The organism is Simiduia sp. 21SJ11W-1, assembly GCF_024138675.1.
GTDB lineage: Bacteria > Pseudomonadota > Gammaproteobacteria > Pseudomonadales > Cellvibrionaceae > Simiduia.
This window is the reverse complement of sequence record NZ_CP090959.1, coordinates 2,634,311-2,649,550: the sequence shown is the minus strand read 5'-3', so window position 1 is coordinate 2,649,550 and position 15,240 is coordinate 2,634,311. Positions and strand designations below refer to the sequence as shown.

The 15,240-nt window shown below is 56.6% G+C and carries 8 protein-coding genes; 6 read left to right on the top strand and 2 right to left on the bottom strand.

Annotation, left to right across the window (positions count from 1 at the left end):
* The first annotated feature begins 43 nt into the window (after positions 1-43).
* Complete coding sequence (locus L1F30_RS11660) at positions 44-2,335, top strand: diguanylate cyclase domain-containing protein (RefSeq protein WP_253356256.1); 2,292 nt, start codon at positions 44-46, stop codon at positions 2,333-2,335.
* A 301-nt stretch (positions 2,336-2,636) separates the two neighbouring features.
* Here L1F30_RS11660 and L1F30_RS11655 read toward each other — a convergent pair whose 3' ends face one another.
* Complete coding sequence (locus L1F30_RS11655; protein ID WP_253356255.1) at positions 2,637-3,869, bottom strand: DUF819 domain-containing protein; 1,233 nt, start codon at positions 3,867-3,869, stop codon at positions 2,637-2,639.
* 224 nt (positions 3,870-4,093) lie between these two features.
* Positions 4,094-5,572 carry a M48 family metalloprotease gene (locus L1F30_RS11650; protein ID WP_253356254.1) on the bottom strand — a complete coding sequence of 493 codons (1,479 nt, stop codon included), beginning with the start codon at positions 5,570-5,572 and terminating at the stop codon, positions 4,094-4,096.
* A gap of 200 nt (positions 5,573-5,772) precedes the next feature.
* On the opposite strand from L1F30_RS11650, the gene L1F30_RS11645 reads away from it, so the two are divergent.
* From L1F30_RS11645 to aceF, 5 genes are all read left to right on the top strand, one after another.
* Entirely contained in the window at positions 5,773-6,048 is a 276-nt protein-coding gene (locus L1F30_RS11645; RefSeq protein WP_253356253.1) for a sulfurtransferase TusA family protein, read from the top strand.
* 44 nt (positions 6,049-6,092) lie between these two features.
* On the top strand, positions 6,093-7,169 hold the full coding sequence (locus tag L1F30_RS11640; protein WP_253356252.1) for an AI-2E family transporter: 1,077 nt from the start codon (positions 6,093-6,095) through the stop codon (positions 7,167-7,169).
* Between the two features lie 24 nt (positions 7,170-7,193).
* On the top strand, positions 7,194-10,124 hold the full coding sequence (locus L1F30_RS11635) for an insulinase family protein (protein ID WP_253356251.1): 2,931 nt from the start codon (positions 7,194-7,196) through the stop codon (positions 10,122-10,124).
* Between the two features lie 354 nt (positions 10,125-10,478).
* The gene (aceE, locus tag L1F30_RS11630; RefSeq protein WP_253356250.1) at positions 10,479-13,139 is read left to right on the top strand and encodes a pyruvate dehydrogenase (acetyl-transferring), homodimeric type; all 2,661 of its coding nucleotides are present in this window, start codon (positions 10,479-10,481) and stop codon (positions 13,137-13,139) included.
* A gap of 46 nt (positions 13,140-13,185) precedes the next feature.
* Positions 13,186-15,150 carry a dihydrolipoyllysine-residue acetyltransferase gene (gene aceF / locus L1F30_RS11625; RefSeq protein ID WP_253356249.1) on the top strand — a complete coding sequence of 655 codons (1,965 nt, stop codon included), beginning with the start codon at positions 13,186-13,188 and terminating at the stop codon, positions 15,148-15,150.
* Positions 15,151-15,240: the final 90 nt, after the last annotated feature.

Genomic DNA, 15,240 nt, shown 5'->3' with positions numbered 1-15,240 from the left:
TCTGGTACAATCTGGCTCTTTTTTACGCAGCCAACGCCAGTAAATGACACGCACGCCAAGCCAATTGCCCGTTACACAGCGCCTTTTGCAGCTTTTACTCTGCTGTGCCTGCCTGTGTGTGATGGCAGAGCCCCTGGGCGCGCCGGTGGATCTTGAGCAGGCGGCCCAACTGGTACAAAGCCAGCCCGCGCGGGTGGTGGCCTTACTGGAGGCGGGGCTCAACGAGGCCGAGCAGCGCGGTGGCCAATACCAGCTGGAACTGTGGGCATTGCTCACCCGCGCCTATGTGGTGCAATCGCAGCTGGAGCAGGCCAGCGCCCTGGCGGTGCGGCTGCACACCCAAGCGAGCACACAGGGCAACATCCGCTTTCAAGCAGTGGCATTGCGCGAGCAGGGCGCCATTGCCCACATTCAAACCCGCTACCCGGAGGCCTTAAGCCACTACCAGCAGTCGCTGCAGGTGCTGGCTGATGCCGCCTTGCCCCGCGAGCGCGGGCTCACCTTCATTGCCACCGCCCACGCCCAGCGCGCTTTGTTCCAGTATGGCCCGGCGCTCACCAGTGCCCGCAAAGCGCTGGGGTTCTTCCGCGAGGTAGGCGCCACCGGCGACATGGCCGATGCCTTCAATGCCATTGGCGTGATTTTGGAACGCACGGGCGATTTGGAGGAGGCGCTGGCCGCGCACTTGCAGGCGCTGGAAATTCGCCGCGCACTCAACCGGCTGCCGGGGGTGGCAGATTCACTGTACAACATCGGTGAAATTTACCGCGAGCTGGCAGATTTCACCTCGGCCGAGGCCTACTTGATTGAAAGCGTTGAGATTGATCGCAGCCTCAGTAATCGCAGTAATCGCAGTAATCAGGCCTATGGTCTATACAAGTTGGCCGACATCCAATGTGCGCTGGATAAATTTGAGCAGGCGCGCGAAAACGGCTTGCGGGCGCTGGCGCTGTTTCGCGAATTGGGTGCCGCCGAAAATGTGTCGCACGTGCTAATCAACCTCGCCAAACTGGAATACCGCGCGGGCAATCAGGCATCTGCCCTTGCGTTTATTCGTCAGGCCCGTTCTGAAATGCCTATGGATTCCGCACCCGAGCTGCAGGGGCGGCTGGATTTATATTACGCGCGCATTTTGTTAAAAAATGGCGAGCCTGCGCGCGCGGCGGAGGTTATTCAGGAAAGCCTGGCTGTGCCTGAATTACTCGATACTGAAACCCGGCTGGGGTTGTACCTTGTAAAAGCCGATGTATTTGAAGCCACCGGCCAGCTGGCAGAGGCGCTAGCCACGCTTAAAGCACACAACCGTATTCAGGCTGAAAGCCTGACACGGGTGCGCACTGCCTCCTTGGCCAAGGTGCGCGCCAGTGTGGAATTTATGCAGCGCGAGCAGCAGTTGCAGTTGTTATCGCGTGATAAAAACCTGCAGCAGGCGCAAACCGCGCGCGCCGAGCTTGAACGCACCATGTGGGTTGGCGGTGCACTGTTGTTGGTGTGTTTTATGGCCGTGGTACTCGGGCGTTATCAGTTGCGCCGCGCCAATGGGCGCTTGAAAGCCGAGCTTAAGGCCAAAGCGGATGCGCTTGGGGTTAAAGAGCTTGAACTCATTGCCGCGCAAGACCAGCTGGCACAGGTCGCCCAGTCAGACCCGCTTACCGGTATGGCCAACCGGCGCTTTTTGCTGGCGCACATTGAACAAGATTGCGCCAAAAGTATGCGCGACTACCTCAATTGGCTGCAGCAGCGTGCGCCACTGCCGGTGCAATCGGATTTGGTGTTTTTCCTGCTGGATCTCGATAATTTTAAATCGGTAAACGATCACTATGGCCATGCCTGTGGCGATCAGGTGTTAAGCCAGATGCGGCCGGTGCTCTCGCAAATATTTCGCGAAACAGACTACCAGGTGCGCTGGGGTGGCGAAGAGTTTTTGGTGGTGGCGCGCTTTAGCCAGCGTGAGAACGCTGCACTGCTGGCCGAGCGGTTGCGCACCCTGGTTGAAGGCATGCACTTTAGGCTTGAGGGCAATCAGCAAGTGCAGCTTACGCTTTCTATCGGTTTTGCCTGTTTTCCTTTTTACACAGATCGCCCGGGCCACTACAACTGGACACAGGTAGTGGATATTGCCGACTTGTGCCTGTGCGCTGCCAAGCGCAGTGGCCGCAACCAGTGGGTAGGTATGACCGGTGTAGAAGGCCTGGAGCATGAAGACACATTCCAGCGTTTGTTTAGCGAACCTGCACAAGTGGTGCGCGAGGGTTGGGTAAACCTCTACAGCCTGAGTAATGATCCTGAGGCCATTGTTTGGCAAAACCAGGAGCTGGGCTTTAAGCCAAATTAAGTGCTTATTGAGTGGGGCAAGATCAGCCCTTGCCGGGCCCGCTCGCCACGGGTTAGATAATCTGTGTTTTGCCGAGGCGGCCATTTAACTGGCGCTTTTACATTGCCTGTGTTTTCCAATTTATCTTTCTTGCTCTTCTTTCTTGAACTCCTTTCTTGTTTATCTTTCGTGAATTGCTTTAGTGCTTTGCGATGGGGAGCCGCGCACTTCGTGCGGGCAAAAGCTATCCAATTATTGCGGGCCAAAAAAAACGCCTGCAGCCAAAGCTGCAGGCGTTTTTTCAAAGGGTTGCGCGCTGTGATTAACCGGCAACCATGCGCAGAATTTGGCCGCAGAACCAGGCCGCGTAAGTGCCCACTGCGTAACCCAGTACCGCCAGCAACACGCCCACCGGTGCCAGTGACGGGTGGAAGGCCGCGGCCACAATGGGCGCCGAGGCCGCACCGCCCACGTTGGCCTGTGAACCCACGGCCATGTAGAACACCGGCGCTTTCAATATGCGGCACATGCCGAGCATCAATATGGCGTGCACCAGCATCCAGATACCGCCCAACAGGAAGTAACCGGGGTTATCAAAAATGGCCATGATGTCCATGTGGGTGCCGATGGTGGCCACCAGAATGTAAATAAATACCGAGCCTACCTTCGACGCGCCCGCGCCCTCCAGATGCTTCACTCGCGTGGTAGACAGCAGCATACCTAAGGTAGTGGCAATCACTATCAGCCAGAAGAAGTGGCTGGTTAAGCTAAAGCGCGCGGTTTCGGGGTAGTGGGTGGCAAACCAGGGGGCAATGTTATCGGCGGCAAAGTGCGCTATGCCTGTGATGATAAAACCCACGGCGAAAATCATCATCAAATCCGGCAGGGTGGGCAGGCGTGAAATTTCCGCTTCGCGCTTTTCTACCCGTGCACGCAATTCGGTAATGGCCGAGGTATCGGCACCGATGGATTTATCGATGTTGGCGCTGCGCCCGGCCATCACCAGCAAGATGGCCATCCACACATTGGCCACAATTACATCAACGGCCACCATGGCCGAGAAGATCTGATCGGAGGCCCCAAAAATTTCCTTCATGGCCGTTTGGTTGGCGCTGCCGCCAATCCAGGAGCCGGCGATGGTGGTCATGCCGCGCCACACCTGATCGAGGTTGGCACCCAGCACATCGGGCATTGCCCAAGACATAAACAGCAGCGCCAGTGGCCCGCCAATCACAATGCCGAGGGTGCCGGTAAAAAACAAAATCAGCGCCTTCGGGCCCAGATTAATGATGCCTTTGAAATCGATACTGATAGTGAGCAACACAAGGCTTGCCGGCAGCAGGTAGCGGCTGGCCACATAATACAGCTGCGATTGTTTATCGATTACCCCAAAGGTGGTGAGCAGCGAGGGCAGGAAGTAACACAGCAGCAGGGCCGGAATATAGCGGTAAAAGCCGCGCGCCCAAGGGTGATTACTTTGCGAGGTATAAAATACGCCACCCAGAATTGCGGCCAACAGGCCCAGCTCTACGGCATCATTTGTGATAGGAAACATAGTCTCTCGTTATTGTTTGCAGGTAAGTGAACTGTCTTATTTGAATGCGGAGTGTAAAAGACGCAGCCGCCAAGGGGAATCCCAAAAGAAAAGGCCCCCCATTAGGGAGGCCAAAATACGCTGTTTACTGTCTAGAAACAGGCCCTCTGCGAGGAATCAGAGCCGCGTAGCGAGGAGATACAGGGCCAGTGTGCCGTGCGTTTATTACCGCTTTATGACACGCGCTAGCGTAAATCGGCCCTGGCCTGCATCTCGCGCACATCGCGCACCCGTTCTTGCAAGATGGCGGTAAGGTGGTAGTTGCTCTCGGCAAGCTTCAAGGCATTGCGCAACTGCACCATGGCGGCATCGTATATTCCGTTGAGAATGAAGTATTCAGCGCGCGCCTCGTGCACGCCCAGAATATTGCCTGCCAGCCCATACACCTCGGCAAGCTGGTACCACACGTAGGGGTCTTCCTTGCGACGGCGTGAGTGGCGTTCAAGTACCTGCTCACTTTGTACGTAAAAGCCCGCTTTCATCAGGGTGTCGGCATAGGCCATGTTCACCGGGTGGCTGGCGGGGTGTTCTTTCAGGAGCCTTTGCAGCAGCGCCACGGCGGGTTCATAGGTGCGCAGGCTTGAGTAGATTTCCGCCTGGGCAAGTTGGTATTCCAGCTGCTTGGGAGACTTCTCCAGCAGCGGCTGCAGCGCCTGTTGTGCGCGATCGGCCTGGCCGGTTTTCAGGTAGGCCAGGGCCAGCCCGTAGCGGCTGGCATCCTTGTGCAGGCTGTCGCCTTCTATTTCACTGGTGAAGCGTTTAATGGCCGATTGCGGGCTGTCTTCCTGCATGAGCAGTACCCGCGTGCGCATCAAGTGAAAGCGCAGGTTATCGGCATAATCCTTACGGGGGTAGCGCGAGGCGCGGTTCATGGAGTCGGCAATACGCGATTCTGTCACCGGGTGGGTGAGCAAAAATTCCGGCGGCCTGCGCGAGTAGCGGGTGCCTCTTTGCATGGCCTCGAACATTTCGGGTACCGCGTATGGGTCTAGCCCGGCGGCCACCATGGTGTCCATGCCTACGCGGTCGGCCTCTTGTTCATTCTGGCGGGAAAAGCGCAGCTGGTTGTCTACCGCGGCGGCTTGGGTGGCCATCATGGCGGCCATGCCGGCATCGCCGCCGGCGGTGGCCATCAGCACCAGGCTTGCCAGCATGGCAGCGGTGGTGGGAATGCTGGCGTTTTTCTGGGCTTCCACGCCGCGGGCAAAGTGGCGCTGGGATAAATGCCCCAGTTCGTGGGCCAATACCGAGGCCATCTGGTTTTCGGTGTTGGCGGTAGTAAACAGCCCGGTGTGCACGCCCACTACGCCACCGGGTACGGCAAAGGCGTTCATGGTGGGGTTTTTCACCAGCAGCAGCTGCAGGCGCTTATCTTTGAGCTGGCTGTAATCGGCCAGGTGAGCAAGCAGGTTTTCCAGGTATTCCACCATCAGCGGGTCGTGCGAGGTGGGCACCTGGGCCCGAAACGCCCGCGCCCAGGATTCACCCAGTGCACGCTCTTGCTGCGGTGATACAATGCCGCTGGTGGCATCGCCCAGCGCCGGCAGCTTCACTTCGTTGTCTTGTGCGTGGCCGGGGCCAGTAAGGCACAGGCCAAGGGCCAGGGCGGCCAGCCACTGCGCGGGGCGGGTAAATAGCGGGTGGGTGTTCTCAGGTGTGGGCACGCAATGCTCTCCCAATGAATATGTGCAGCACTTTATCTGGTTCTGCGGGCAGTCTCCAGCGGCCACCAAGGGTGGCTGCATTGATGCTTGTGCCTGCAGACCCAAGGCAATATTCACTTTAGATGCAGGCGCTGCCTGCTGGTTCCTTTTATTTACCCGGTTTAACAGAGCAACCACTGCAAGAGCGAGATGATGCACTCATGAATTCCCAAAGCCAGCCCCACGCAGACGCCAATAACACGGCAGAACCCACGCCCGATCTGGTTATCGATGCCTCAGGCTTGGCCTGCCCCATGCCCCTGTTAAAGGCAAAACAGGGCCTCAATCGCCTCGAAAGCGGGCAGATTCTTGAGGTGCGTGCCACAGATCCGGGCGCCGAGCGCGATATTCCGGCATTTTGTTCAATCAGTGGCCATAAACTGCTTCAAGTTCGTGCAGCCAACGCACTATTTTCTTATTGGCTCCAAAAGCGCTAGGATTCGCTCCCCAATCACGCAAATTGCTCGGGAATACACCGTCAATGCTGAATATTTTTCGCAGTTGGACCCAACGCTACTTCTTTGATGAAGAAGCCATACTGCTGCTGATTTTACTGGCCGTGGGCCTGCTTGTGGTGGTAACCATGGGCAACATACTGGCACCCATGATTGCCGCCATCATCTTGGCGTTCTTGCTGCAGGGCGTGGTAACCCGCATGCGGCGTTGGGGCCTGCCTGAGGGCGCATCCGTGTGGCTCGCCTTCCTGTTGCTGCTGGGCTTTATAACTTCACTGGTATTGGTGGTAATGCCCATTCTCTGGCGTCAGCTGGGTAATCTGCTTGAAGAACTGCCGCGCATGGCCAGCGATGCCAAGGCCCAGCTGGTGCAATTGCCCAGTAAATACCCGGAGTTTGTATCACAAGCCCACGTAGAAAAGCTCACCCAATTTGCCAACCTGGAGTTGGGCGAGGTGGGCCAAAGCCTTGTTACTTATTCTGTCGCCAGCGTGCCGATGCTCGTGGCCGCGCTGATTTACCTGGTGCTGGTGCCAATTCTGGTGTTCTTCTTCTTAAAGGATCACCGCCTCATTTTAGGTTGGGTGGCGGCTTTCTTGCCGCGCCGCCGGCCGATCATGCGGCGCGTGTGGCTTGAGATGAACGATCAGATTGCCAACTACATTCGCGGCAAGGCACTCGAAATTTTGATTGTGGGCGTGGTGTCTTTCATCGCCTTTGCCTTTCTGGGCTTGCGCTATTCATTGCTGTTGGCCATTGCCGTGGGCCTTTCGGTGCTGGTGCCTTATATAGGCGCAGCCGTTGTGACCTTGCCTGTGCTAATGGTGGGGTTATGGCAGTGGGGCCTGGGGCCGGAATTCTATTGGCTGGTGGTCACCTATGGCGTGATTCAAGCCCTCGATGGCAACGTACTGGTGCCGGTGCTGTTTTCCGAGGCGGTAAATTTACACCCGGTGGCCATTATTCTGGCGGTGTTGGTGTTTGGTGGTTTCTGGGGTTTTTGGGGCGTATTTTTTGCCATACCGCTGGCCACCTTGATCAAAGCCGTGCTCAATGCCTGGCCCTCCAAAACCGCGGGCGATGCCATTGCAACCAACGTGTAAGTGTACTTTTTTAAGGATATGCATTTGAGCTTCTCTCTCCGGCTGCAGTGCCTTTACACACTAAAGGCATGGTTTTTGGCCAGCTCGTTTCGCGTATCTGCGCGCGCGCGCGGTGTGGTGTGTGTGTTTTTAAGCGCACTGTTGGGCTTGCAGGTTGCAGCTAACGCAGCCGATGTGCCGGTGGCGGCCAGCCTGAACCCGCAAACGCCCATAAAAAGCCCGAACGACCCACGCGATTACCGCTACATTACTCTGCCCAATGCCCTGCGCGTGCTGCTTATTTCAGATCCTCAAACCGAACAGGCGGCAGCAGCGCTGCAAGTGGCCGTGGGCAGTGCCGCAGATCCCGAGGGCCGCGAGGGGCTTGCGCACTTTCTGGAACACATGCTGTTTTTGGGTACCGAAAAATACCCAGAGCCAGACAGCTACCAGGCCTTTATCAGTAAAAGTGGCGGCAGCCACAACGCCTACACAGCGCTCGACCACACCAACTATTTTTTTGATGTAAGGCCCGAGTTTTTGCCCGAAGCACTGGATCGCTTTGCGGAGTTTTTTAAATCGCCCCTGTTTCTGGAGGCCTATGTTAGCCGCGAGCGCGAAGCAGTAAATGCCGAATACCTGGCCCGCATTCGCGACGACGGGCGGCGCGCCAATGCCGTGCTCACCCAGGTTACCAACCCCGAGCACCCGGCCTCGCGCTTTTCAGTGGGTAACTTAAATACCTTGGCAGATCGCCCGGGCGAGACAGTGCGCGCGGCGCTGCTGGATTTTTACGCGCAGCAGTATTCTGCCAATCGCATGGCGCTGGTGGTGCTGGGGCGCGAATCGCTCGATGCACTGCAAGCGCAGGTGGTAAAGCAGTTTGCGGGCGTAGCCAACAGTGATCGGCCGGTGTTAATTAGCGATGCACCGCTGTTTCTACCTGATCAGCTACCCAAAGAGGTGGTGTATAAGCCCATCAAACAATTGCGCGAGTTGCGCATGATCTTCCCGGTGCCTGCCAGTGGTACTTACTTTCGTGAAAAGCCTCTCACCCAGCTGGCCAACATGCTGGGCCATGAAGGGCGCGACAGCTTGTTATCTGCGTTAAAGCGCGAAGGCTTGGCCGAAGCCCTGTGGGCCGGTGAAAGCGACATGGGCCCTCACGGCAGCTCGTTTGTAATTTCTGTGGCGCTTACGGAAAAGGGGCGCGGAAAGCGCAATGCGGTTAAGCGTTGGGTATTTGCCGCCATCGACCTGATTCGCAAGCAGGGCATGGCGCCCTGGCGCTTTGAGGAGTTAAAGCAACTTGCACAAATTAATTTCCGCTTTCAAGACGTGCGCAACCCCACAAGCCTTGTGCAGACCCTTGCCAATGCCATGCACCGCTACCCCGCAGAAGAAGTGCTGCGCGCGCCTTACCTTTATCAGGAGTTTGATGCCGGGCTGCTGGCGCTCTATTTAAAATATTTAACACCTGAAAATGTATTAACCCTTGTAAGCGATGCTGGCGGCGAGTTTACCCAACGCGCGCCCCTGTACCAGACGCCCTACCGCATAACAAAGGTTAAGCCTTTAAAGCCCCTGCCTAAAGAATCCCTCTCGCAATTGAAGCTGCCGGCGCCCAATCCTTTTATTCCCACGCGCTTGCAAGTGCGCGCCGTGGCCGACAAAGGCAAACACCCGGCGCGCATGATAGATGAGCGCTCACTGCGCTTGTGGTTCAAGCAAGATGAAACCTTCGGCCTGCCGCGCAGTGTGATCCGCGTGCAGCTGCGTTCACCGGCGGTGGCCAATGGCCTGGCGGGCCGGGTGCAGGCAGACTTATACGCGGCCATGGTGCTGGATGAATTAAACGAATACAGCTACCCGGCATTTTTGGCAGGCCTTGGGTTTGATATTCGCGCCACCGCCCGTGGTTTTGATATCACCGTGGCAGGCTACAACGATCGCCAGGGCCTGTTGCTCACAGAAATTCTAGAGGCCCTGGTTAGCCCGCGGCTAGAGCCTGCCCGGTTTGCCAATATTCGCGCAGAAATAATGCGCCGCACGGCCAATGGCGATAAACAGCCGCCTTACATTCAATTGATTCGCCAGCTGGTGCCCACCCTGTACCAGCCCGCCTGGACCAGCGAAGAACTGGTAGAGGCCATGGGCAATACGGGCCTTGCGGACTTAAAACGGTTCAGCCGCAGTTTTGTGTACGGCAGCCAAGTAGACATGCTGGCCTACGGCAATCTGCTGCCCGCCGAGGCGCGCCAGTTGGCCACCCTGGTAGGCCAGCAGCTGGTGCGCGGGGCGCCGCAAAACCTCACCGGCAAACTTAAGCTGCTAACGCCCACATGGGGCGGCTATAGCCGCCAGGTAGACGTTCAGCACGACGACCACGCGCTGGTGATGTACCAGCAAGCCCCCGATGACAGCGATCGCGCGCGCGCACATTTATTGGTGTTGGCGCAAAGTATTCGCAGCCCGTTTTTTAACAGCCTGCGCACCGAGCAGCAGCTGGGCTATGTGGTATTTGCAGGCCAGATGCCCGTGGCCGACTACCCGGGCCTGGTATTGGTGGCGCAATCGCCCGTGGCAGACGCGCCCAGCCTGCGGGTTGCCTTCGATAAATTTATTGATAGCCTGCCGGGCTGGCTGGCCGATGATCTACCGGCCCAGCGCGCAGCGGTAATGGCCGAGCTGCAACAAAAACCCCGCAATTTGGCTGAACAAGCCAGCCGCTACTGGGACGACATTGCCGCCGCAGGCCCCGGCGGTAAAGTGGATTTTGCCCGGCGCGAGCGCATGCTGAAGGCGCTTGCCGAGGTGAACGCGGTAACCTTGCGCACCTTCGCCTACCAAGTGTTCGATCCGCAAAGGCGCCTGCTGTTGGGTACAGAGCAGCTCATTCCCGAGCCTGAACTTGTTACCCGCGTGCGTGATGTGCACGCATTTAAGGCCGAGGGGCCTTATTATTTAGTGCCTTAGTTCTAAAAGGGCGCGGCCTATAACGCATGGTGATATATCCAGCGGGGCCATTCTGTAGAAATATTACAGATGAAACCAATTTTGGTTCTAGGGCATTTTGGTAATTATTTTCGGCATATCCGCCGCAAACCTCGCCAAATGCCGTATTTGTCAGTATTATGGCGGCCAATTATCAAATGAATGGCATAGCTACCGCATTTGATTCTGTAAAAAAACTACAAGAATGACCGTAGAAGACGTGATCACTGCTCAATTGTTTATTTTTGAGCGATCATTGCGTCACTTCTATACTCTTTCGATTGTTTATTTCACACGTTGACTACAACCGGCAAGACCGGGTGAAAGGAGAGTTGAATGACAGAGGATATTGATGCCCTCGAAACGCGCGAGTGGCTCGATGCTCTACACGCGGTAATCCGTTACGGCGGCGATGGCCGGGCGGCCTTTTTGCTGAAGCAGATGTTCGATCGGGCCACCATGGCCGGCGTTGAGCTGCCCCAGGCAATTACCACTCCCTACCGCAATACCATTCCCCCCAAGAAAGAAAAGCGCATGCCGGGCGACCTGTTTATGGAACGCCGCATTCGCTCGTTGATTCGCTGGAATGCGCTCGCCATGGTGATGCGCGCCAACGATAACGACGAAGGCCTGGGCGGGCACATTTCAAGCTTCAGCTCTGCGGCCACCTTGTACGACGTGGGCTTTAACTATTTCTTCCGCGGCAACGACGGCGAAGAACTGGGCGATTTGATTTACTACCAGGGCCACAGCGCACCGGGTATGTACGCGCGCTCGTTCCTTGAGGGCCGCTTAAGCGAAGACCAGCTTGATAACTTCCGCCGCGAAGTAGACGGCGCTGGCCTTTCTTCCTACCCGCACCCCTGGCTGATGCCCGATTACTGGCAGTTCCCCACCGTGTCTATGGGCCTGGGCCCACTGCAGGCAATTTACCAGGCGCACGTGATGCGCTACATGTCGGCGCGCGGTTTGGCGGCGCGTGGCGATCGCAAGGTGTGGGCGTTCTTGGGCGACGGCGAGTGTGACGAGCCGGAATCTTTAGGTGCTATTGGTTTGGCCGGCCGCGAAGGCCTGGAAAACCTCATCTTCGTGATTAACTGTAACCTGCAGCGCCTGGATGGCCCGGTGCGCGGCAACGGCAAAATCATGCAAGAGCTGGAAGGTATTTTCCGCGGTGCAGGTTGGAACGTTATTAAAGTCGTGTGGGGCCGCCATTGGGATGCCCTGCTTGAAAAAGACACCACCGGCCTCTTGCAAAAGCGCATGGATGAAGTGTGCGACGGCGAGCTGCAAAACTACAAAGCCAACGGCGGTGCCTACACCCGTAAGCATTTCTTCGGTAAATACCCGGAGCTGTTAGAGCTTGTGAAAGATTTGTCTGACGACGACATCATGAAGCTCAACCGCGGCGGCCACGACCCCTACAAAGTGTACGCAGCCTATGCAGAAGCTGTGGCGCACAAGGGTCAGCCCACGGTTATTTTGGCGCAAACAGTTAAAGGTTACGGCTTGGGCGCGGCTGGTGAGGCTGCGAACATTACCCACTCGGTGAAGAAGCTGGATATCGAATCGCTCAAGGGTTTCCGCGATCGTTTTGGTATTCCCATCTCCGATGACGAACTGAAAACCGTGCCTTACTACCGCCCGGCACCCGATAGCCCGGAAATGCAGTACATGCATAGCCGGCGTAAATCACTGGGTGGCTATTTGCCTGCACGCCAATCAGATTTCGACGCACTGGAAATTCCACCGCTGGAAACCTTCAAGGCGCAGCTTAAGGGCACCGGCGAGCGTGAAATTTCTACCACCATGGCGTGGGTGCGTTTTATCTCTACCCTGGTGAAAGATAAAAACATCGGCGAGCGCGTAGTACCCATTGTGCCCGATGAAGCGCGCACCTTCGGTATGGAAGGCATGTTCCGCCAGCTGGGCATTTACTCTTCTGAAGGGCAGCAGTATGTGCCCCATGATCACGACCAGATCATGTACTACAAAGAAGATAAAAAAGGCCAGATTCTGGAAGAGGGTATTAACGAGGCCGGTGCCATGGCTGCATGGCTGGCTGCGGCCACTGCCTACAGCAACAGCCACTGCCCGCTGATTCCTTGCTACATCTACTACTCCATGTTTGGCTTCCAGCGCATTGGCGATTTGGCCTGGGCTGCCGGCGATAGCCAGGCCCGCGGCTTCCTGATTGGCGCCACCGCTGGCCGTACCACGCTTAACGGTGAAGGTTTGCAACACCAGGATGGCCACAGCCACGTATTGGCCAACACCATTCCAAACTGCAAAACCTACGATCCAACCTACAGCTACGAGCTGGCGGTGATCATGCACGATGGCATGAAGCGCATGTATCACGATAAGGAAAATTGCTTCTATTACATCACCACCATGAATGAAAACTACGTGCATCCCGATATGCCCGTAGGTGCCGAAGAAGGCATCATCAAGGGGATGTACAAGCTCAAAGAAGGCAAGAAAACCAAGAAGGGCGGCCAGCGCGTTCAGCTGATGGGTGCCGGTACAATTTTGCGCGAAGTGGAAGCGGCCGCAGAGATTCTGCGCGACGATTTCGGCGTGGAATCCGACATCTGGAGCCTCACTTCCATCAACGAGCTAACCCGTGATGGCCAGCGTGTTTCGCGTTGGAACATGCTGAACCCCGAAGCCAAAAAGCCCCGCAAAGCCTATGTGACCGAGTGCCTTGAAAAACAGGAAGGCCCGGTGATTGCAGCCACCGATTACCTGAAAACCTACGCCGAGCAACTGCGCGCGTTTGTACCGGGTGATTACGTAGTGCTGGGCACCGAAGGCTTTGGCCGCTCTGATACCCGTAGCAAGTTGCGCCGCTTCTTTGAAGTGGATCGCCACTTTGTGGTTGTGGCCGCGCTCAAGGCGCTGGCAGACCAGGGTGCCATTAAAGCGGATGTGGTAAGCAAAGCGCTGAAGCAATTTGGTATTGATTCCGAGAAACCCGACCCAATGAGCGTGTAAGCGCGCATTGGCGGGTTGACTGACAGGATTATTCAAGGAGTAGACCTTGGCTATTGAAACGATCGCGGTGCCCGACATTGGCGGCTCCGAAGATGTAGAAGTGATTGAGGTGTGTGTTGCCGTTGGCGATACCATCGAGCTTGAGCAGTCGCTCGTGGTATTGGAAACCGACAAAGCCTCAATGGAAGTGCCCGCCACATTGGCAGGCAAGATCACCAAAATTTCCGTGAGCGAAGGCGACAAAGTCTCTGAAGGCACTGTGCTGGTAGAGGTTGAAACCAGCGCTGAAGACGCACCCGCAAAAGCAGAAACTGCGCCCGCGCCCGAGGCGCCCAAGAAGCAGGAACCCCAGGCACAGGCGGCAAGCCCGGCCAAAACCCCTGCAAGTGCAGAGCAAAGCGTTGAAGTGCCAGACATTGGCGGCGCTGAAGATGTAGATGTTATTGAAGTGTGTGTGGCAGTTGGCGATGACGTGAACGAAGGCGATTCACTGATTGTGCTTGAAACAGATAAGGCCTCAATGGAAGTGCCTGCGCCGCAGGCCGGCAAAATTGTGAGCCTATCTGTTAAAGAGGGTGACAAAGTATCTCAGGGTACGGCCATCTGTGTGATGGCGGTTAACGCGCCCGGTGCAGACGCCGTAGCCAAACCGGAACCTTCGCAGGCAGAGCCCACGCCTGCAGCTGAACCAGCCGCACAAGCACCGCAAGCAGCCCAGCCTGCAGGGGAGCAAAATCTGGTGGTGCCGGATATCGGTGGCGCAGAAGGTGTGGATGTTATTGAAGTGTGCGTGAGCGCCGGCGATACCATAGGCGAAGGCGATTCGCTCATCGTGCTGGAAACCGATAAAGCATCCATGGAAATTCCCAGCGCGTTTGCTGGCAAGATCAAAAGCCTCTCTGTTAAAGAGGGTGATAAAGTTTCTGCCGGCGATGTGATTGGCGTTATCGAAGCCGAAGGCGCTGCCGCGCCCGCGGCGGCATCAGGCGCGTCTGCTGCGCCGGCTGCTGCACAAACAGCAGCGGCATCTGCACCTGCCCAGCAATCTGCCACTGCGCAAAAAGCCGATGCAGAAGTAGCCGCTGTAGAAGGCTTTGGCGACAGCGTTTACGCGGGCCCCGCCGTGCGTAAACTGGCACGCCAGCTGGGTGTGGATATGTCTAAAATCAAAGGCAGTGGCCCACGCAACCGCCTCACCAAAGACGATATTCGCACCTACGTCAAAACCATTATCAACGACGTGCAAACAGGCAAGATGTCTGCAGGTTCCGGCAGTGGTATTCCGCAAGTACCTGCGGTTGATTTTGCCAAGTTTGGCCCGGTTGCAATGGTCAAGATGAGTAAGATCAAAAAGATCACTGCCACCAACATGCAGCGCAGCTGGCTGAACGTGCCCCACGTCACCCAGTGGGACGATGCGGACATCACCGAGCTTGAAGACTTCCGCAAATCCATGAAGCTTGAAGCCGAAAAGCGCGGCGTAAAACTCACGCCCGTGCCTTTCTTGCTGAAAGCCGTAGCGGCGGCATTGCGTGCAGAGCCAAGCTTTAATGTCTCTATGCATCACGATGGCGAGCACATCGTACAGAAAGATTACGTACACATTGGCATGGCGGTAGATACCCCCAATGGCCTGATGGTGCCCGTAATTCGCGATGTAGACAAAAAAGGCCTGTATGACCTGGCCGAAGAAGCCACAGCACTTGCCAAGAAGGCGCGCGATGGCAAGCTGATGCCCGCAGACATGCAGGGCGGCTGCTTTACCATTTCGTCACTGGGCGCCATGGGCGGCAATGGGTTTACCCCCATTGTGAACACGCCCGAAGTAGCAATTCTTGGCGTTTCCCGCGCGCAGATAAAACCCGTGTGGAACGGCAAAGACTTCGAACCGCGCAACATGCTGCCACTGAGCCTCTCCTACGATCACCGCGCCATTAACGGCGCCGACGCAGGGCGGTTCTTTACCTTCCTCACCTCGTTTATTGGTGATATTCGCAAACTGTTGTTGTGATGGTTTGGGTATGATGATCAAAAAGGGCGCTTCGGCGCCCTTTTTTGTGGGTGGATAAAACTGATTCCCGGCTGTTGCGCCTGTATAAGC

What these genes read in the sequence shown, in the direction of transcription:
- L1F30_RS11655 (WP_253356255.1), bottom strand. Translation starts at nt 3,869, where the DNA reads ATGTTTCCTATCACAAATGATGCCGTAGAGCTGGGCCTGTTGGCCGCA.
- L1F30_RS11640 (WP_253356252.1), top strand. Translation starts at nt 6,093, where the DNA reads ATGCTGAATATTTTTCGCAGTTGGACCCAACGCTACTTCTTTGATGAA.
- L1F30_RS11660 (WP_253356256.1), top strand. Translation starts at nt 44, where the DNA reads ATGACACGCACGCCAAGCCAATTGCCCGTTACACAGCGCCTTTTGCAG.
- L1F30_RS11645 (WP_253356253.1), top strand. Translation starts at nt 5,773, where the DNA reads ATGAATTCCCAAAGCCAGCCCCACGCAGACGCCAATAACACGGCAGAA.
- aceE (WP_253356250.1), top strand. Translation starts at nt 10,479, where the DNA reads ATGACAGAGGATATTGATGCCCTCGAAACGCGCGAGTGGCTCGATGCT.